Origin of the sequence: Sphingobacterium hotanense (assembly GCF_008274825.1) — a bacterium.
Taxonomy (GTDB): domain Bacteria; phylum Bacteroidota; class Bacteroidia; order Sphingobacteriales; family Sphingobacteriaceae; genus Sphingobacterium; species Sphingobacterium hotanense.
In genome coordinates, this window is the sequence record NZ_CP030848.1 from 3,545,477 (window position 1) to 3,564,171 (window position 18,695).

The window sequence follows — 18,695 nt, forward strand, 5'->3', positions numbered from 1 at the left end:
CAAAGTTCAGAACATAGCCTCACTTTATTGCAAATAAAAAGAGCGACCCCTTATCGGTCGCTCTTCTTATTTGATAAGCTTCTTAATTTATTTCAAGGTTTCCGACAACCATCCGAAGAACTCACGTTGCCATACCTGTGCATTATGTCCTGAAAGAACCCAGTGATTCTCTTCAGGAAGATACACTAATCTGCTCTTTATGCCTTTCAATTGAGCCGCTTGGAAAGCCTCTAATCCCTGTCCAATCGGAACTCTATAATCTTTACCGCCTTGAAAAATCAAAATCGGCGTATTCCATTTGTCGATATGTTTGATCGGGTTGAACTCATTATACGACTTTGCATTGTTCTTGTCCCAGTAAGGACCGATATCATGATTAGCGAAGAATAGCTCTTCCGTCGTGCCATACCAAGAAGTCATGTCAAACAATCCGCAATGTGATATCAAAGACTTGAATCTTCCTTCATGAACTCCTGCTAGCATAAATACCGAATAACCACCATAACTAGCACCCACCGCAGCGATATTCTCTTTATCTACGTACGACTCTTTAGAAAGATCATCGATTGCCGATAAGTAATCTTGAATTGATTGTCCACCCCAGTCTTTCGAAATTTGCTCATTCCACTTTACGCCCCAACCAGGCATACCGCGACGATTTGGAGCAATAACAATATAACCTTGAGATGCCATCAATTGGAAATTCCAGCGGAACGAGTAGGACTGCGTGGTTGCGGATTGTGGTCCTCCCTGACAGAACAATAGTACTGGATATTTCTTGCTCGCATCAAAGTCCGGCGGATAGATTACCCATGAAAAAAGATCTAAACCATCAGACGCTTTCGTCATCCTGCCTTCTACCTTGGTATCGGCTATCTGACTATACATCGCATCGTTCACCGTGGTAATCGGCTTGATCGCTTTAGATTTAAAGTTATAATCGAAAACCTCGGTTGCTCTCGTCATCTTCGTAGAGGTCACAATAAGGCCGGTAGCCGTTTCACCGACGATTCCAGTAATATCAAAGTCGCCCTCAGATATCTGTGTAATCTTAGGGAGCATTTTCGACCATACCCCTTTTGCCACATTGATTTCGAAAAGCTGTACCGTACCTTTGGTCGGTGCGACGAAGTAGATTTTCTTATTGTCTTTGCTCCATACGAATGAGTTTACCGTACCATCCCAATGAGCTGTTAAGTTCACCTTCCTTCCGGAGGCAGGTTCTAAAAGAATAATATCATTTTTATCAGCTTCATATCCATCCGTTTTCATGCTCAGCCAGCTCAATAGCTTACCGTCTTTACTATAAGTTGGATTCGTATCATAGCCGATCATCCCTTCCGTGAGGTTGTTGGTTTTACCGGATGCAATATCATACTGATACAAGTCGGTATTTGTGCTTTGCGCATAGTCTTTCCCAAATCGCTTCTTCGCGACATAGATAACGGATTTGCTGTCCGGCGCCCAAGTAAAGTCCTCCGCACCTCCAAAAGGCATTTGCGGCGAATAGAAAGGCTCGCCTTCCATAATATCCTTTGGCTTGCCAAGCTTCCCGTTTTCATAGCTCGCTACAAATGGGTGATTAAAGCGTCCGTCGTTCCAGGTATCCCAATGTCTGTAATCTAAGTTATCATAGATATAGACATTCGACTTCGGTAGGTCAGCATATTTATCTACAGAATGATAGTCTTTCAGCAGAACCGCTTTGCTGAATAAGATCGACTTTCCATCCGGCGAAATCTTCACATTCTCCAATCCTCCTTCAATGTCCGTCAACTGCTTCGCATCGCCACCATTTAAGCTCTTCTGCCATATCTGGCCCTTGAACATATACAATACATCGCCATTCTCTTGAACAGATAAAACAGACTCTCCACCCGCTTCGCTGGTAAATTGCTTCGCTTCTCCGCCCTTTACCGGAATAACGAATAAATTTTTCTCAGATTTATTATCGTCAAATTGATAGTTCGAAACACCATATATCAATTGGGTACCATCTGCTGACAACCCTTCAGCACTCACTCTTCCCAGCTCCCAAAGTGTTTTTGGACTTAGCGGAGTACCTCCGTTGATGGTTTTGACCTGATTTTCAACCTGCGGTCTCTTCACTTTTTGTGGAACTTCTTTACTCTGTGCAACAGCCATATTATTGATCAATAAGAGTGCTCCAATACATGATAATCTCAACATATTATTCTCTTTTTTGAGCCAATTTACTAAAGTTGCGAGGTATTAAGAAATTCCACATCGTTTTCAGTGCCTCGCCGACGTCATCAATAACCATATACTGGTTAAATACATGAGGAATGATTCCTTTTTAAGCTTAATCATCGTTTATCGAATTGGTACCAGTCAATCTTTGTCGATAAGCGCATCAATGCTGCCAGAATGATAAATACACCTATCGTTCCTACTATTAAAGAATAATCGCGCAGCTGCATCAAAATATAGATGAATACGTAAAATAGGGATAGTATAGCGCCAAATATAAGCGCCGATTTCATATTCTTCGTAATCGCTCTAACAAAGGAAGCTATCAATAAGATGGTCGCTAATGCCGCCAGCAGATATGCAATATTGAATCCCAGGTGCTCGGAGATGGCAAGAAGTAAAGCATAGAACAATACCATTGCAAAACCGATCAACACATATTGGATAATATGCACGCGCTGCTTTTTGATAATTTCCATGAAAAGTAGCGAAACAAAGGTTAATGCTATGACTAAGATCCCGTATTTCGTTACGCGCGTAGTCTTTTGATAATTGTTTATTGAAGGTAAGAAATTTATTTGAACCATATCGTAATCTGAGCTAATCATTTCTGCACTTCCACCTACACCAGCGACCGTTGCTGTTGCAGGAATAGCATCATAAGGATTGGCAGAAGGTTCCCCATTCTCGCTATTCAGATCTACGCCTAGGAAATCGTATATATTTTGCTGCCCGCCTGTCCACTGTTGTGGGAGCTTGCGGCTGAAAGAAGGAATGCTCCATTTGGCTGCAAATGCCTGATCCGTTACGTCACGGCTCTCCGGAAGGTGCCCACCATTGAAACTAGGGTTAGACCAATTCCCCTTCACATCGATATCTGTTTGCTTTGCTAAGGGAAGGAAATTCAAGGAGCGAGACCCACGAATATCAAAGTCTAGCTCAAAGCCTTGCTTTAAGTCCTCATTGCCCGACAATGGTAAATCGACGATCAGATTTTCCTGATAAGGTCTCATTTCGTAATTTGATTTTCCAAGTTCCATCATCGCTCCGCCCCAGTTCAAGGTTGGATTTGCGGTCAATCCCTTTACGTCGTGGACCCCGAAAATCAGTTTTGCTTCGTTCCATTTCAACTTTTCCGCTGAGACATCGAGCTTTTCCATGTCGAAGCCAACGAATTTTCCTTTCAACTTGATCTTGGAACTGTAGACTACGGCTTGGTAGATACCGCGTTTCAGGGGTTCGGGGCTTACCTCCGCTGTTGCTTGTACTTCATCCGGAAGCAGTTGTGCCCAACGGTTGACCACAGTTTTCACAACCTGCTTCACGCCTTCGGATGATTCTTCCACGACCTCCCGAACGTCATCATAGGGCACTACGACAATCGGGCTCGCAATAACTTGCTCCTTGCCCCATTTGACAGCAATCTCATTCGATACACTTTGCTCCCGGTATTTACGTTCGGAAATCAGATCTGTAATTAGGTTCATCGGAATTAATAAAATGAGCGTCAGAAAGAAGACCACCCCAAACTTTATGACTACGGATCCTGTAACACGGTCGTAAAGTGACTTCGTCGGCTGTTCGTCTTGCGGATTGTTTTGTTCTATATTTTCCATGATAGATTATTTTAAGATTAGAATATTAGTTTTTTGAGCAAATGCACGTTGTAAGTTATAAAGCGGTTCGTTTAAATAGTCTTTGAACTCCAGATGATGAAAGGGCCACATTTCCTTTCCTTTTTGGAAAGACCGCCAATAGTATTTTGTATATTCCGGAAATACAAATCCTCCGATAGCGACCATCCCCAATAGATATAAGGATATCTTTCCATTCCCTAGCAACAGATATTGCATAGCGATTTCATCCTCAATATTGGTTCCTGTCTGTGTAACCAGATGAAAGACATCATGATTCTCCAGTTTAGGCATCACATCGAAGCCCTTATCTCGATAAAACTGCCCTAGAGCCGCTCCCAAACTTCCATCCGCAAATTCGGCAAACTCTTGCTTGCTTATCCCCCATGCTTGTTTATGGGTTTTAAACAGCTCCGCATAGACCCTGCTCGACCAGTTATAGAGGTGAAGCATAAATTTTAAACGAAGTCCTCTCATATTTTCTATTTTTATTAAAAAGTACTTTGAATTTCAAAGTTGTTGAACAAAAAAAATTATAGATACTGTTGTTTTATCAATTGCTCCAACGCAATTAAGTGGTTTTCGAACGCTTTCTGTCCCTTATCGGTTTTACTATACCTCGTGTTGGGCTTCCTATCGATGAAAGTTTTGGTCACGGTGATATAGCCCTCCTTCTCCAAACTCTTTAAGTTCGAAGCGAGATTCCCGTCGGTCACTTCCAGCAATTCTTTAAATGAATTAAAGTCATACGACTCGTTGGCCATCAGAATACTCATAATCTGTAGGCGTACTCGATTCTCTAATACTTTATCATATAACGTTAAATCCAAACTCACTTTTCGTATTTTTTATGTACGATTAGACCATAAACAATGTGCAATACCCCAAAGCCAAGCCCCCAAAACCAGACGCCATAGCCAGGAAACGCCAAAGCTAATAAGCCTAAAAGAATTTCCAAAATTCCAAGTACTCTAACTTCAGCAAAAGTGAATACCGACGCTGCCGTCAAAGACAGTCCATAAAATATCAACAAGCTGGATGCAACAAAAGAATAATCTCCGCGAAAAATCAAAATCAGACTAAACAGTCCACCGGTTAGTAAAGGGATCGCCATGGCTTTAGCTAAGGCCTTGCTCGTCGGGTTCCAAATCGTCTGTCCAATTTTCTTAGCCTTGGCTTTCGCCATCGTCACGCCCGTTACGATAGAAACAATCAATACGAGAAGCGCGATAGCAACAAGTTTCCAAAGCACCTGCTCTTCCAATACATAGTGATCGCGATACCCAAACTCGCTCTTCGTACCATATACCGTATAATACCCTGCAGCCGCCCCTATTAAAGCGAAGCAACCAATCAATACCCCAGAAAGTCCATTGATCGACATAAACTTCGAGGAGCGCTCCATCATAGCGCGAATTTGTCCGATATCCTTTAGTAGATCTTGCTGATTCATAAAAGTACTTTGTTTTTCAAAGTAAAGTAGAAAAAACCGCATTGCCAAATATTTTTTCAAAAATAATTCAAGGAAATTCCACCATATTGGAATAATGAATGGGTCCCGAATTCCATACTTTCTCTATAAAAAACATCTTAAAGGATCCAGTTTATCAAGAATTGTTAATCAATTTTCGTCCTATTTACGCCCCTATCTGTTGATAATTACCTAAAAACCCTATTGCTGGATAAAATAAATGCTATGCTCTAAAAATTTACTAGGTTACTAAACAAAGAGTTACAAAAAAGGAGTAAAAAAAAGAGTAGAAAAGTCTTGACATGTATAGGTTTGGTTTCTATCTTTGTGGCTCAATAAAATCCTAACTGCGGAAGTGGCGTAATTGGTAGCCGCACCAGACTTAGGATCTGGCGCCGCGAGGCGTGGGGGTTCGAGTCCCTTCTTCCGCACTTGATATCCTCCCGTAAGTAATCTCTCGGGAGGATTTTTTTTATTATTGCGAAAAGCTAAAAGAAGAGTATGAATATTTCACACCAAAACATTGACGACATCAACGCAAGTATCCAAGTGGAGATTGCTCCAGCGGATTACAACCCACAAGTTGATAAAGCAATTAAAGACCAAGCAAAAAAAGCTAAGTTACCAGGATTCCGTCCAGGGATGGTTCCAGTAGGACATATCAAACGTATGTACGGTAAATCAATCTTATTTGATGAGATCAATAGAATGATCAACGATAAGATTGCTGAATACATTGGCGAGCAAAAATTAGAAGTACTCGGTCAGCCTCTACCCCTAGATGAGGATCAAGACACAAAATACAACTGGGATTTCAACGATACATTCAATTTCAAATACGAAATTGGTTTAGCACCTGAATTTGAAGTTCCTTTCACTGCAGAAACGGAATTCACAGAATACGATATCAAAGCTGACGAAGCTACTTTAGCAGAGCGTATCAAAAACTTACGTCGTAGCTACGGTAAAATGACTAACCCAGAAGTTTCTGAGGAAGGTGATGTATTATACGCTGCTTTGAAACAAGATAAAGAAGAAGGTATTGAAAAAACTACTTCTGTTCGTACAGACATCATCGAGGATGCTAAGATCAAGAAATCTTTGGTAGGCTTGAAAAAAGATGATACTGTAAAAATCGACGTGAAGAAAGCTTTCAAAGTTGCTGACTTAGCGCGCATCTTAGGTATTACAGAAGATGAAGCAGAAGCTTTAGACGTTACAAAATTCGAATTGACTGTTAAAAACATCAACAGATTAGAAGAGTCTGATTTGAACCAAGAGTTCTTTGACAAACTTTTCCCTGCAGGTGAAGTAACAACAGAAGAGCAATTCAACGAAAAAGTAACGGAAGAAGTTGAAAACCTATTCAAACAAAACTCTGCACAAAAGTTACGTAACGATATGTACACTTTTGGTATGGATAAAGTTGAAGCAAAATTCCCTGAGGAATTCTTGAAAAGATGGTTAAAAGCAACTAACCCGAACTTATCTACAGAAGAAATCGAAGAAGGATTCGCAGATTTCATTAGCAACCTGAAATGGACGATTATCGAAAACAGAATCGTTACAGCAAACAACCTTGAAGTAAAATATGACGAAGTTGTTGAGTTAGCTAAAGAGCGTATCTACGCACAAATCAAGATGTACAACATCAACGAAGAGCCAACTGACGAGCAATTACAACAATTCGCAATGCAGTTATTATCTGACAGAGAACAAGCAAACCGCTTATTCGAAGAGGTAAAAGCGCTTAAAGTATTCGATCAATTGAAATCAACTGTGAAGTTAAAATCTAAAAAGATTGATTTCGATAAATTCGAAAAACTAGACAAATAGAAGAATTAAGAATTAGTAATATTAAAAGGTTAACAGGCGACTGTTAACCTTTTTTTTCTGAAAGTTATTGTTGTTTTTTCAATTTAAACCAATAAAAAATCAGACCAGTGATTGTTCAAGGGTCTATTTTTTTGTCTGGAATATTTTGTTTCTGTTTCTTAAGTATTCTTCTTGATCAAAAAAAGGACTTTATTACTAAAAACAAGAGTATAATTTTTTCTTCGAGCTCTAAAGGCATCAACTGTTGGTTCTTAAACGTCTGTTATCAGTTTTTTTCACGGGGAGTCTAACCACCAAAAAAAGGTCGATCTTTTATTTATAAGACGTGTTCTTCAGGGTACTCAATTGTTTCTGTAATCTGTCAATTCTTTTAAGTCTTCTATTTTCCAGTATTTTTATATCCTGGGGATGTAATTGATAGGGTTCCATGTCCCTCAGCACATGGTATGCAGCGGTCAATATCTTATGTGCAATGGCTATTGTCGCCTTCTTATGTCCTCTTCGGGCAGCGATCTGGTGATGCTTGACTGCAAGTAAGGGATTGGCCTTGGATCTAGAGGCTACCCATGCGGCCTCTACGAGCGTCGTCTTGAGATACTTATTTCCATGTGTTGTTCTGGAGGAATACTTTTTTCCTGCACTCTCATTGTTGCCCGGGCAAACACCAGCCCATGAGGAAAGGTTCTGATGTGTTGCAAATTGGGTCATGTCCGTACCGATCTCTGAGACGATTCCTAATGCTACTTTGGAAGACACTCCCGGAATAGTCTCCAGTAGTTCCAGCTCCCGATACATGATCCTTGCGTACTGTTCCATCTGAGCCTCTGATTGTGCTATTTGTAGATTGATATGATCGATGGATTGCAGTATAAGGGTCAACATGAAGCGGTGGTGATCTGTGACCTTGCCAGTAAGTGCTTTAATCAGTTCTGCGTGTTTCTTGACCAGTGAACCCTTGGCATGCTTGCCAACAGCAAAGGATCGCTCTGACCTTTAGCCATGGATCGGACCATTTCCATGGCGCTTACACCGAATACGTCGCTGACCACGCTCCGCAGTTTGACGTTGGCAGATTCAAGGATGTTCTGCAACCGGTTCTTTTCTGCAGTCCGCATCGCGATCAGCTTGCGTCTATGTCGGTAGAGCTCCCTGAGCTCCCGGATATGTTGTGCTGGAATGAAGCTACCCTTCAGTAGACCGGAAAGAAGCAGTTTGGAGATCCATTCGCTATCCTTCTTATCGGTCTTCTGCCCCGGAACATTCTTGATGTGGCGGGCATTGACCAACAAAATGTGAAAGTAATCTTCCAAAACCGCGTAAACCGGTCGCCAGTAAACACCGGTGCTCTCCATGGCAACCTGTGTAATGGAATGGGATTGAAGCCATTGCACTAAATCATACAGGTCATCCGTAAAAGTTAAGAAGGTTTTTGTCTCTGTATCAAAATCACTACCTTTAATGGTAGCAACTACTGTGTCTTTATGGACATCCAGTCCACAGCCACGATCAAGAATAAAGGGTAATCCGCTGACAGCCATAGGTCTTATATTTATTGGTACTAAGATACCGTTTTGGCTAAATGCCTATTGGGACTATGAGCCCGTGACTTTCATGGCTGTTGGTGATACCCGAGTATCATGAATGTTTTTTTCTGAAAGTGTCTGTTTTCAAAGGCCATCAAGAACTTTCATTCCTGTTGGTATTTCAATGAAAACATGAAAGTTTTATTTCGGATTAGAATACTTTTTTGAAACCCGTATTCAATCGTAAAGAGAATTCCGTCTCCCTGTCCTCCCCAAACACAACTCCCGGACCTACTTCAAAATTAAATACAAAGTTCTTACCCAGATTTCTATTCATCCCCCAAACTGCTGAGGCGAATCCGATGTAATTTTTAGAAAATCCCTGACTTTCCATGGTATATGTTTCGGTTTTTACCTTTTCCGTTGTCCAACCTTCCAAACCATTGATCAGTCGCAATCCAATGTAGTTCCCCGCATTATTGTTCACATTCTTGCCTGCCTCAACACGCTTATTCATGTTATAATAGTATTTATACGCCAGGCCAATATTCGGAGTCAGGTAAAGCTGAAATCGCCTCTCTTTCTCTTCAATCCGATCTTGATTAATCTTGACATAAGAATTTGAGTAGGCAAAAATCAAACTGGCATCTAGACCCGCTGTAAACTCGAAGGTTGACTTTGGAGAAATTGGTGTCTCATAGATGTATCGAACTCCGGGAGTTGCCGGTGAAAGTTCGACTGCATGCAATTTTTGCAAGTGTGAATCCTCGCTTTGCGCAAATGCGAAATTACCGGATGCTGCAATCGAAAGAAGAAAAGCAAAGATAGCCTTGCTCAATAAGGAGTAGTTTTTTTTCATATAATATTAAATAGTTTCCAAGCAATAAACATAAGAATATTTAATATTATTTCTCATAATAGAGACTAAATAATCGTTAATGAGCGAGAAGGGATTGCGAGCAATCAAACCTCCATGAATATCCTTTCAGACCCAAATCAAAGCCCTTTCAGAAGGGGTTTGATTTGGGTTTGAAAGAGTTCTGAAAGGGCTTTATAAGGGGATTGATTCATTGCAGCTATATTTTTTTTGTCTGAACCAAGAAAGGAAGGGAAATTCGTCTTGAACGAGGAAAAAAAGGAAATTTTGTTTTGAACCAGGAAAGGAAGGGAAATTTGTTTTGAACCAGGAAAAAAAGGATGGAAGGATTGACAGGATCCTGCATATCCTTGCATCCTTCCTTTCCTGGTTCAAAGACAAAACATCCTGCATATCCTTGAAAATACCACCAAAACAGGACGCCACAGGTCTAATGTCTAATGTCTAACATCTAATATCTAAGCCCGCTTAGAAAAAAATATTATAACCAATAGAAAGCCTTCCATAAGGATACTCCCTATTGAAATCTGGGTATTGCTCGTCTTTAAAGTGACCTTGTAGGTTGAAGTAACCGGAGCTTAAATTAATGGACCAGCGCTTGTATAAGCGCAGGCTGGCTTCGGTATTAAGTCCGTGGAGGATATAATAGGAATCATTACCTGAGATGGTGAAGAACACGCCACCATTATAATCTGCTGAGATCATGAGTCTATTCAGGAGGCTGAGCTCTCCGCGGAAGCGGTAGGATGCTCCCGGGCCATAGTTGTAGTTTCTGCTTGCTCCGTACAATAGGTAGGGATCAGGAACCGCCGCTAATACTACCGCACCGGCACCGACGCTCAGGTTTAAACGATTATTCTTCTTATAGCGAAACTCCGATACCCAATTGTAGTTGATACTTTGTGCACCATAGAAGAATGCATCGTTGTTGTAGAAATCATAATGTGCATTGAGGGTTCCGAAGTGTTCGCCTTTTTGCGACTTAAAGAATTTGGCGCCATAGAGGAGCGCATGCACATTGACGGCATTGATGAACGAGCTATCGCCGCTTCCCAATTCTAAGTTCACGGAGAACTGATCAAATGGTCTTTTGTAATTGTGGTCACCATTGGAATAGCGGAAACGGAGGCGTCCGTAGAAAGCGTTCTTTCCCTTTGCCAGGAAGTCGCCCTCCTTCGCATCGAACCGACGGAAACCCATGTCGACTTCTGCAGCGATGACAGATGAGTCTACCAGAAAGTAATCTTCCACAGTCTTGCTCCATTTACCGTCGAGTAGGCGGTTTAAGCCACTTACCGGATTGACTATGCTGGCGACAATTTCATTTCCGATGCGGTTATGATGATGTTTGTTTCTTGCGAGAATGTTTCGGGATACGCGATGCATCATCTCACCTAAAAGGATCCCCCCGAATGTTGTGTTCACGAGGTCGTTGATTGAAGGATGTTGCGTTTCGCCGGCAGTTTCCCAAATATAGCTTCCCGCCACGGTAGCTATACTCGATTCATAGAAATTATAGCCGTTGCTACGAAAAGCGTTGAAATAAATCTGTCCGTGAAAGGGATGGTCGATCTGATTGGTGGTAAATTGATTATCATCCCAATCCCAAGCACTAAATCGCTGGTGATCTATAAAATTCTTAAACGTGATATAGGAATAGGGGTCGCGTGTAATAAAGCGATTGAAGGAAGCAGGTAATGCCTGCGCTAGGAACCACTCCGCCCCTGCGCGCCAGAACTTTTTCTCTCTTTTGGGGTTTAAGTTCCAGGTCAACGTATCTTTCAGAAAAGCAGGATCCTTAAAACGAAGGGAATCCGCTGTGCTAATTTGTAGGGAGTCGGATTGCGCCAAGCTTGATTGGCAAGTAAAGAGTACAACGAGCGAAGTGAAGAGCGTAATAATAAAGTGTCGCAATGGTATCAATGATTTAAAATATCTGCAAATTTAATTCTTTTCCGTGAGAGATATAAATTTCATCGTGGATGCTACATTCGAATGACTATATCCCGGCCGCAGAAACTCTCAAGAAAAGCAAACAGTTTGATACTTAAATGGTTTTAATTATATTTAGTGATAACCAAAACGACAAACAACATGAAAAGAATTCTCTCAATCTTCCTTGTCATTTTACTTTCCACGAGCCTTTATGCCCAGGAAAAGGCAGCAGCAAGCGGCGCCTATTTGGCGAAAGATGGTCAAACCAATCATTTGATGTTGTTGATCGATGGCTATTTATCTTACATTAAATATGAAGAAAACAAATACCTCTCTACTTGGGGTGGCCCCTATACAAGCGACGCAAATGGTCTAACCGTTAAAATAGAATACAGCGATGCTAATCCGGCAGAGGTAGGTTCTGAAAAGACGTTAAGAACCAAACTGAGCGCTCAAAATGTGCAAATCGATGGACTCGATTTCAAAAAGCAAGATGCGAAAAAACAAGGGCTTGATGGCCTTTGGCGCATCACCGGGCGCCAACAGGATAATAAGATGTCGACCATTGCTCGCGGCGATCGTAAAACAATCAAGTTGCTTGTCGATGGCTACTTCCAATGGATCGCCATTAATCCGGCAGAGAAAGGCTTCTATGGTACTGGTGGTGGTAAATACAGTTTCAACAATAACGATTATGTAGAAGAGATAGTATTCTTCTCAAGAGACAATAGCCGTGTTGGCGCAAAATTAACTTTTAAGGGGGAGATAAAAGATAAGGATTGGCATCACTCGGGACTCTCGTCGAAGGGAGATCCAATCTATGAGCTGTGGTCTTTGGACGGAAGGTAATCCCGTTTCGGAACTTGAATAAGTTGCGCCAGTAAAGGAGTTTACTGGCGCAGCTATTTATAGGCTATCCGAATAAATCGGAGCTTAGGTATCGATCTCCTCTGTCGCAAACGATAAAGACAATGACGCCTTCTTCGATTTCATTGGCAACTTGAAGGGCAGCGTGGAACGCTCCGCCGGAGCTCATGCCGGCGAAAACCCCCTCTAGGCGCGCTAGTTCTCTTGCCTTTTGCGTAGCATCTGACTGCGCAATATCAATTACTCGGTCTACACGTGAGGCATCGAAAATCTTAGGTAGATATTCTTTTGGCCATCTTCGGATTCCGGGAATGGAAGATTCTTCCGTTGGCTGGCAGCCTACGATCTGTATTTCCGGGTTTTGCTCTTTTAAGAACATTGAACAGCCCATAATGGTACCTGTTGTTCCCATGGCACTCACGAAGTGCGTAATCTTTCCATCCGTATCTCGCCAAATTTCCGGCGCGGTGGTCTTGATGTGTGCCGCATAGTTGTCTGGATTCGCAAACTGATTTAAGATAAAATATTCGCCTGTCGCAGCTTTCTCTTCAGCATAGTCGCGACAAATTTCCATGGTTTCCAATAAGGTTACTTTAGCACCAAAGGCTTCCATCGTCAAGGTGCGCTCGCGCGTCGATGTGGAAGGCATCACTAGCTCCATAGATAAACCAAACATACTTGCAATCATCGCCAAGGCAATTCCGGTATTACCGCTAGTTGCCTCAATCAGCTTGGTATCCTTGTTAATTTCCCCACGTTCCATTGCCGAGCGGATCATATTCAAGGCTGCGCGATCCTTCACGGAACCTCCAGGATTGTTTCCTTCTAGTTTGGCGTATATCTTAACCTTTGGGTTGTTGTGAAATCGAGTGATTTCGACCAAAGGCGTGTTTCCTATTGTTTCTATTATGTTTCCCATTATGCTAGCGGTTTAGAGTCGATAAATTTAGAATTCGGTTGATGATAAACAGTCGTGTATGGTGCGACGCTTGCAGTTAGCCATACATTTCCGCCGATGACCGAGTGATGTCCGACGATGGTTTCCCCTCCGAGGATGGTTGCTCCGGCGTAGATAATTACATGATCTTCGATAATAGGGTGACGCTGAGTATTGGATAAGCTCTTGTCTACGCTTAAAGCTCCCAGCGTTACGCCCTGATAAAGTTTCACGTGCTTTCCAATGATACAAGTTTCTCCAATTACGACACCTGTTCCATGGTCAATATGCAAGTATTCGTCTATCCGTGCGCCTGGGTGTATATCGATTCCTGTTTTGGAATGTGCGTACTCCGTCAGAATTCGTGGAATCAAAGGGATGCCTTGAATCAATAGTTCGTGCGCAATGCGGTAGATGCAGATCGCCAGAAAGCCTGGATAGGTGCGTATGACTTCGTTCAAGCTCTTTGCCGCCGGGTCGCCGTCGAGGATCGCCTGCGCGTCGGTCAGCATCACCTGATAGTTCTGCGGCAGTTTTTCAAAGAAAGTCGCTGCCACCTTCTTCACATCGCATTCTGCGCAGGCCTTTGTTTTGAGCAATAGCTGGTACAGCTCGGCTTCAGACACCTGAAAGGCAGCCTCTACATCGGCTTGCTCATGGTAGGTGTGCGAATTGCGCTCTGGGAAGAGCAGGTGCATCAATGCGACTGCCCACTGCGCAATCTGTTTATTGCTGGGCATATCTTGAACGGCTTGTTGCTTTTGGAAGATATGCTCGTAAAAGTCTTTCATATTCATAAGTATGCGTTCTAATGCTAATTTACGGGTTTTATAGCACTAATTTTTCGAATAATTCTTGATGCGTTGTTGCAGCATCGATACATAAGCCCGGGTGAACAGGCGAGCACTGGATAAGGGTGCTCCGGTTGGCTGTTAACCATCGGAAGCGTTCGGTTTGATCCAGTTGGGCTAATGTGCCTCCATCTTTTGATCCCTGGCAAACCTGGCGCATTGAATGTAAATGGGCTTCAATCTGTTCAAAGTCTATATCCTTCGCCAAGTGACAACATCGTTCCTGATCGACATGATACAGGATTTCCGCATAACGTTGTTTTCGGCAATACAACAACACGCCAATATTCAAGAATTCCTCTCTTTCCACACGAGGAACCAGCCTAACCACGGCATATTCATATAGGGTTCTATCGTGCATCTTGGATTTGATTTACAAAAATTTCAGATTGTTCAGCGCGTCGAGCGATAAATTCGACATAAACTTCGAGCACTTCGGCTGCCGTTAGATTTCTGACCTCGTCGATAAGCCATTCGTCGGGAATCGCGGAAAGCACCTTCGCGATGTTCTCGCGAGTAAACAAACTTTTATATTCCTGATCGATCTTTGCCACTTCGGATGCCTGCTTTAGCAAAACATGATCCTTAATCTGTACAAATGGCTTCTCGATCTGTTCCTCCCAATTGTCCCAGCTGTGATGGAAGTACAACGCCGCTCCGTAGTCGATCATCCAAAGCTCTTTATGCCAAACAAGCATATTGGTGTTCTTAGCAGTACGATCTACATTCATCAGTAATGCATCTAACCACACAATTTTCGATGCTTCTTCCGCGCCGATAGTATCTACATTGGCATCAAAAGTTATGGAGCCATTTAGGAAATGTACACCAAGATTCTTGCCTTCGGAGAATTTAAGCAGATCTTGGATCTCTTCATCCGGTTCGGTCCTTCCGAAGCCTACATCCAGATGTGCAAACACCATCTCCGGGACGCGCAGCCCCAGAAAACGCGCCAATTCGCCACCGATAAATTCTGCGACCAATGCTTTCTTCCCCTGCCCTGCTCCTCGGAATTTAATGACATAGCTGAAACCGTCATCCGCGTCGACCAAGCCCGGTAGAGACCCCCCTTCACGGAATGGCTGTATATAGCGGATAATATTTACCTCCCTAATTTCAGGACTCTTTATTTCCATTGTAGATTGTTTAAATTTGATAGGCTACTGAAAGTCTATAGCAACAGATTTTTCCTGCTGTATCTTCAAAGGTAGCGGAAAACAGCAAAAATTCGGAACTAAACCTAAAAATGTACACTGGCTTGACCATAAGGTCTAGTTAATTCTCGTTATATTTGTGAAAATTAGCATCAAAAAAGTACGCAATATTATATGGATACCATCTCTGAATACAACCGTGTCATCGCTCAATGTCAAGATTTATTTATCAAAAAGACAAAAGATTATGGTACGGCTTGGCGCATTATGCGCCTGACTTCGATTACCGATCAGCTTTATATCAAAGCACAGCGCATCCGTACATTGGAAGTGAAGAAGGTTTCTAAGGTGGGCGAAGGAGTAATCGACGAGTATATCGGTATCATCAATTACTGCGTTATTGCGATGATGCAGTTGGAACTCGGCGAGGATGGAGAAGATAATCTAGACCCGGCATACGTTGAGGCGAAATACACGGAGAAAGTGAATCTGACGCGCGACTTGATGTTAGCGAAGAATCATGATTATGGCGAAGCGTGGCGCGATATGCGAGTTTCCTCATTGACAGATATGATCCTGACGAAGTTGCATCGTGTAAAACAAATTGAAGACAACAACGGCGAGACCTTAGTATCAGAAGGTCTAAACGCTAATTACCAAGATATGCTAAACTATGCGGTCTTCGCATTGATTAAATTGGGTTTGGCAGAAAAAGCAGAATAATGACATATACAGGCAGTTTCAACACGCAAAAAAAAGAAAAACCAGTTTTATGGCTATGGATTCCTAGACTTATCGTCGGGATATTATTCATCTTTTCCGGATTAATAAAAGCGAACGATCCACTCGGATTTGGATATAAACTTCAGGAATATTTCCATGTTTTCGGCCTTAACTTCCTCAACGATTATGCCCATTGGATTGCTATTGCACTATGTGCTCTAGAGATCATCCTAGGTGCTTTGCTGATCTTGGGAATTGCCGGCAGAAAAGTCGCTTGGGGATTATTGTTACTGATCATCTTCTTTACTTTCTTGACGTTTTACTCTGCTTTCTTCGAAGTAGTGAAATCATGCGGTTGTTTTGGCGATGCTATTCCATTAACCCCTTGGGAGTCTTTTATTAAGGATATTGTATTATTAGCATTGATTATCCCTCTTTTTATTTATAGAGACCGTATCAAGCCGTTTATCAGAAGCTTATTTACGCGCAATTTATTGACGCTCTTTATTATTATCGCTTCTTTTGGAATCGGCATCTACACCTTATATTTCCTTCCGTTCGTTGATTTCCTACCATACAAAGAGGGAAATAACTTGGTCGAACTTCGCAAGATTCCGGAAGGTGCTGAACCTGATGTTTATGAGCATATTTATCAGCTGAAGAACAAAACTACGGGCGAGATCAAGAAGGTGACCGATAAAGAATATTTGGGCGAAAAGTTGTGGGAAGATGAGAATTTAGAGGTTATTGGCGATCCGGAAAGCAAGCTGATCAAGAAGGGTTTCGAATTGCCTATTCCTGATTTAATCATTACGGATATCGAAGGTACTGATCGTACAGAGGAAGTGATCAGCAACCCATACTTTAACTTTATCGTCGTGAGCAGAGATTTGACCAAGCTTTCACCATTTGATTTTAAAGCTTTGGATCGCATCAATACGACCATTCGAGAACTTTCTGAGGACTATAATATTCGTGCAATCTTAGCGACCGCATCTTCTACTGAGGATGTGAACTATCTGAATGATCAGATGGACCTGGTATTGGAAACTTTCTATGTGGATGCTGTGCCTTTGAAAAGCATGGTCCGTTCGAATCCAGGTGTGATGTTGATGCTGAATGGCGTTGTGGTCAAGAAATGGTCGCAATACAATTTCCCATCGAAAGAAGAGTTGATTAAAAACTATTTCGACAAGATGCAATAATGGGTAAGCCGGTATTTTTGATTGGGTTTATGGGCAGCGGAAAGACGACTTGGGGAAAGAAGTTGTCGAATGCTTTGGGAGTTCCGTTTATCGATATGGATCATGTCATTGTGGAGAAAATCGGGATGAGCATTCCGGAATACTTTCAGCAGCATGGCGAAGAAGCTTTCCGTAAAGTGGAACAACTGGTGATGCAGGAGCAAGAAGGGCGCTCGGGCATTATTTCTACCGGCGGTGGCACCCCTTGTTATTTTGACAATATGGATTGGTTGCTGACGAATGGCACAGTGTTATACTTGAAGCATAGTGCGAAGTCGTTATGGAATAGACTAAGTCAATCCGACGTTAATAAACGCCCTGCATTGAAGGGATTCTCAGGTGAAGAACTATTAGCATTCATTGAAGAGAAATTAGCTGAGCGAGCGCCATATTACGACAGAGCGCATATACATGTTGATCAGATCAACACTCCTTTAGAAAAACTTATTTCAATTATTGAAGAATACCAAAAGAACGATGCTGAATAGAGTTAGTAAGATTATTGGTTTAGCCGCTTTCCTTTTAATCGGTGCCACGGGCTGTTTCCGTGGAACTGCACCTGATAATGTAGAAATGTATCCAAAAGTTTCTCAACGTTTCAATATCAACAGCGTTGAAGAGTTTTACGACTTTCTAACCTATTCTGAAAATTCCTATCCTTTGATCAGTGCGCATCGTGGTGGCGGTTTCCCAGACTATCCCGAAAACTGCATTGCATCTTTTGCGGAATTAGCAAGAGAAATGCCGGCTATCATCGAGTGCGATGTGCGTATTACAAAAGACTCTGTACTCGTCTTGATGCATGACGAAACGCTGAACCGCACTTCAACTGGGAAAGGCAAAGTTATCAATAAGACATACGCTGAGCTAAAGGATCTGAAACTAAAAGACTCCGAAGGACAAGTTACGCGTTATGGCATCCCTACATTGGAGCAAGCGCTTATTTGGGGTAAGAATGCTGTGATCTATACCTTAGATGTAAAGAAAGAAGTTCCTTGCGAATTAGTGGTTGATCTGATCCGCAAGACGCAGACAGAGACAAACACGATTATTATTACTTATTCTGCTAATCAGGCAGCGGTTGTCAACCGTTTGGCTCCAGACTTAATGATATCGGCCAGTATCAAAAAACCTGATGACTTAACACGCCTAAGCAATTTAGATATTCCTGATAATAGATTGGTTGCCTTCGTAGGCACGAGCGAACCTGACTCGAGCTTGTACAAAGCACTTCGTTTGCATGGTATCAAGTCTATCTTGGGAACTATCGGCAACTTAGACCGATCGGCAGAAAAAGCGGGCTATCAAGTCTATGCTGAATATGTGGATCGCGGTGCTGATATCCTTTCTACCGACCGTCCTTATGAGGCAGCCAAAGCATTAGATTATTATATCAAGAAGCGTAATATCCGTTCTAAATACATTCAATAAC

General features: G+C 42.2%; 19 protein-coding genes and 1 tRNA gene. 7 read left to right on the top strand and 13 right to left on the bottom strand.

Annotated features, from left to right (window positions below; all coding sequences use genetic code 11):
- Positions 1–87: 87 nt before the first annotated feature.
- The 5 genes from DSM08_RS14935 to DSM08_RS14955 form a co-directional block, all read right to left on the bottom strand.
- Positions 88–2,190 (bottom strand): S9 family peptidase, encoded by a 2,103-nt coding sequence (locus DSM08_RS14935; protein ID WP_246172289.1) that lies wholly within the window; start codon positions 2,188–2,190, stop codon positions 88–90.
- A gap of 137 nt (positions 2,191–2,327) precedes the next feature.
- Positions 2,328–3,827, bottom strand: a complete 1,500-nt coding sequence (gene creD / locus DSM08_RS14940) for a cell envelope integrity protein CreD (RefSeq protein ID WP_149526902.1) — start codon at positions 3,825–3,827, stop codon at positions 2,328–2,330.
- A gap of 6 nt (positions 3,828–3,833) precedes the next feature.
- Complete coding sequence (locus DSM08_RS14945; protein WP_149526903.1) at positions 3,834–4,322, bottom strand: Coq4 family protein; 489 nt, start codon at positions 4,320–4,322, stop codon at positions 3,834–3,836.
- A 56-nt stretch (positions 4,323–4,378) separates the two neighbouring features.
- Positions 4,379–4,681 (bottom strand): winged helix-turn-helix domain-containing protein, encoded by a 303-nt coding sequence (locus DSM08_RS14950; RefSeq protein ID WP_149526904.1) that lies wholly within the window; start codon positions 4,679–4,681, stop codon positions 4,379–4,381.
- Positions 4,678–5,298, bottom strand: a complete 621-nt coding sequence (locus DSM08_RS14955) for a hypothetical protein (RefSeq protein WP_149526905.1) — start codon at positions 5,296–5,298, stop codon at positions 4,678–4,680. Before DSM08_RS14955 ends, DSM08_RS14950 begins: the two co-directional genes overlap by 4 nt.
- A gap of 367 nt (positions 5,299–5,665) precedes the next feature.
- Between DSM08_RS14955 and DSM08_RS14960 the strand changes: the two genes are divergently transcribed.
- Both DSM08_RS14960 and DSM08_RS14965 read left to right on the top strand, forming a co-directional pair.
- A tRNA-Leu gene (locus DSM08_RS14960) sits at positions 5,666–5,747 on the top strand.
- Between the two features lie 70 nt (positions 5,748–5,817).
- Entirely contained in the window at positions 5,818–7,152 is a 1,335-nt protein-coding gene (locus DSM08_RS14965) for a trigger factor (RefSeq protein ID WP_149526906.1), read from the top strand.
- Positions 7,153–7,464: 312 nt separating this feature from the next.
- On the opposite strand, the gene DSM08_RS19195 is transcribed toward DSM08_RS14965, so the two are convergent.
- The 4 genes from DSM08_RS19195 to DSM08_RS14980 all read right to left on the bottom strand — a co-directional run bounded on the left by DSM08_RS19195 (position 7,465) and on the right by DSM08_RS14980 (position 11,466).
- Positions 7,465–8,034: a transposase gene (locus tag DSM08_RS19195; RefSeq protein ID WP_223110796.1), complete on the bottom strand. Its 570-nt coding sequence runs from the start codon at positions 8,032–8,034 to the stop codon at positions 7,465–7,467.
- A gap of 41 nt (positions 8,035–8,075) precedes the next feature.
- Positions 8,076–8,690 (bottom strand): IS110 family RNA-guided transposase, encoded by a 615-nt coding sequence (locus DSM08_RS19200; protein ID WP_223110795.1) that lies wholly within the window; start codon positions 8,688–8,690, stop codon positions 8,076–8,078.
- Positions 8,691–8,886: 196 nt separating this feature from the next.
- Positions 8,887–9,534 carry a hypothetical protein gene (locus DSM08_RS14975; RefSeq protein WP_149526907.1) on the bottom strand — a complete coding sequence of 216 codons (648 nt, stop codon included), beginning with the start codon at positions 9,532–9,534 and terminating at the stop codon, positions 8,887–8,889.
- 486 nt (positions 9,535–10,020) lie between these two features.
- Entirely contained in the window at positions 10,021–11,466 is a 1,446-nt protein-coding gene (locus DSM08_RS14980) for a DUF3943 domain-containing protein (RefSeq protein ID WP_246172291.1), read from the bottom strand.
- A gap of 180 nt (positions 11,467–11,646) precedes the next feature.
- Between DSM08_RS14980 and DSM08_RS14985 the strand changes: the two genes are divergently transcribed.
- Complete coding sequence (locus DSM08_RS14985; RefSeq protein WP_149526909.1) at positions 11,647–12,336, top strand: hypothetical protein; 690 nt, start codon at positions 11,647–11,649, stop codon at positions 12,334–12,336.
- Between the two features lie 64 nt (positions 12,337–12,400).
- On the opposite strand, the gene cysM is transcribed toward DSM08_RS14985, so the two are convergent.
- The 4 genes from cysM to DSM08_RS15005 are packed head-to-tail and all read right to left on the bottom strand — an operon-like array spanning position 12,401 to position 15,278.
- Positions 12,401–13,273 (bottom strand): cysteine synthase CysM, encoded by an 873-nt coding sequence (gene cysM / locus DSM08_RS14990; protein ID WP_149526910.1) that lies wholly within the window; start codon positions 13,271–13,273, stop codon positions 12,401–12,403.
- Positions 13,273–14,082: a serine O-acetyltransferase gene (locus DSM08_RS14995; protein ID WP_375542871.1), complete on the bottom strand. Its 810-nt coding sequence runs from the start codon at positions 14,080–14,082 to the stop codon at positions 13,273–13,275. The genes cysM and DSM08_RS14995 overlap by 1 nt, the downstream gene beginning before the upstream one ends.
- A gap of 37 nt (positions 14,083–14,119) precedes the next feature.
- Complete coding sequence (locus DSM08_RS15000) at positions 14,120–14,503, bottom strand: DUF3037 domain-containing protein (RefSeq protein WP_149526912.1); 384 nt, start codon at positions 14,501–14,503, stop codon at positions 14,120–14,122.
- Entirely contained in the window at positions 14,493–15,278 is a 786-nt protein-coding gene (locus tag DSM08_RS15005; RefSeq protein ID WP_149526913.1) for a HipA family kinase, read from the bottom strand. Before DSM08_RS15005 ends, DSM08_RS15000 begins: the two co-directional genes overlap by 11 nt.
- Before the next feature lie 192 nt (positions 15,279–15,470).
- Here DSM08_RS15005 and DSM08_RS15010 point away from each other — a divergent pair, with 192 nt between their 5' ends.
- From DSM08_RS15010 to DSM08_RS15025, 4 genes are read left to right on the top strand one after another with little or no spacing between them, the layout of a single operon-like run.
- Positions 15,471–16,019, top strand: a complete 549-nt coding sequence (locus tag DSM08_RS15010; RefSeq protein ID WP_149526914.1) for a DUF1599 domain-containing protein — start codon at positions 15,471–15,473, stop codon at positions 16,017–16,019.
- On the top strand, positions 16,019–17,224 hold the full coding sequence (locus tag DSM08_RS15015) for a BT_3928 family protein (protein ID WP_149526915.1): 1,206 nt from the start codon (positions 16,019–16,021) through the stop codon (positions 17,222–17,224). Before DSM08_RS15010 ends, DSM08_RS15015 begins: the two co-directional genes overlap by 1 nt.
- A complete protein-coding gene (locus DSM08_RS15020; RefSeq protein WP_149526916.1) occupies positions 17,224–17,751 on the top strand; it encodes a shikimate kinase in 528 nt (175 codons plus the stop codon). The genes DSM08_RS15015 and DSM08_RS15020 overlap by 1 nt, the downstream gene beginning before the upstream one ends.
- Complete coding sequence (locus tag DSM08_RS15025; RefSeq protein ID WP_246172292.1) at positions 17,741–18,694, top strand: glycerophosphodiester phosphodiesterase family protein; 954 nt, start codon at positions 17,741–17,743, stop codon at positions 18,692–18,694. The genes DSM08_RS15020 and DSM08_RS15025 overlap by 11 nt, the downstream gene beginning before the upstream one ends.
- Position 18,695 lies beyond the last annotated feature (1 nt).

Coding starts and splice junctions, on each gene's coding strand:
- DSM08_RS14935 (WP_246172289.1), bottom strand. CDS start 2,190: ATGTTGAGATTATCATGTATTGGAGCACTCTTATTGATCAATAATATG.
- creD (WP_149526902.1), bottom strand. CDS start 3,827: ATGGAAAATATAGAACAAAACAATCCGCAAGACGAACAGCCGACGAAG.
- DSM08_RS14945 (WP_149526903.1), bottom strand. CDS start 4,322: ATGAGAGGACTTCGTTTAAAATTTATGCTTCACCTCTATAACTGGTCG.
- DSM08_RS14955 (WP_149526905.1), bottom strand. CDS start 5,298: ATGAATCAGCAAGATCTACTAAAGGATATCGGACAAATTCGCGCTATG.
- DSM08_RS14965 (WP_149526906.1), top strand. CDS start 5,818: ATGAATATTTCACACCAAAACATTGACGACATCAACGCAAGTATCCAA.
- DSM08_RS19195 (WP_223110796.1), bottom strand. CDS start 8,034: ATGTTGACCCTTATACTGCAATCCATCGATCATATCAATCTACAAATA.
- DSM08_RS19200 (WP_223110795.1), bottom strand. CDS start 8,690: ATGGCTGTCAGCGGATTACCCTTTATTCTTGATCGTGGCTGTGGACTG.
- DSM08_RS14975 (WP_149526907.1), bottom strand. CDS start 9,534: ATGAAAAAAAACTACTCCTTATTGAGCAAGGCTATCTTTGCTTTTCTT.
- DSM08_RS14985 (WP_149526909.1), top strand. CDS start 11,647: ATGAAAAGAATTCTCTCAATCTTCCTTGTCATTTTACTTTCCACGAGC.
- cysM (WP_149526910.1), bottom strand. CDS start 13,273: ATGGGAAACATAATAGAAACAATAGGAAACACGCCTTTGGTCGAAATC.
- DSM08_RS14995 (WP_375542871.1), bottom strand. CDS start 14,082: ATGAAAGACTTTTACGAGCATATCTTCCAAAAGCAACAAGCCGTTCAA.
- DSM08_RS15000 (WP_149526912.1), bottom strand. CDS start 14,503: ATGCACGATAGAACCCTATATGAATATGCCGTGGTTAGGCTGGTTCCT.
- DSM08_RS15005 (WP_149526913.1), bottom strand. CDS start 15,278: ATGGAAATAAAGAGTCCTGAAATTAGGGAGGTAAATATTATCCGCTAT.
- DSM08_RS15010 (WP_149526914.1), top strand. CDS start 15,471: ATGGATACCATCTCTGAATACAACCGTGTCATCGCTCAATGTCAAGAT.
- DSM08_RS15015 (WP_149526915.1), top strand. CDS start 16,019: ATGACATATACAGGCAGTTTCAACACGCAAAAAAAAGAAAAACCAGTT.
- DSM08_RS15020 (WP_149526916.1), top strand. CDS start 17,224: ATGGGTAAGCCGGTATTTTTGATTGGGTTTATGGGCAGCGGAAAGACG.
- DSM08_RS15025 (WP_246172292.1), top strand. CDS start 17,741: ATGCTGAATAGAGTTAGTAAGATTATTGGTTTAGCCGCTTTCCTTTTA.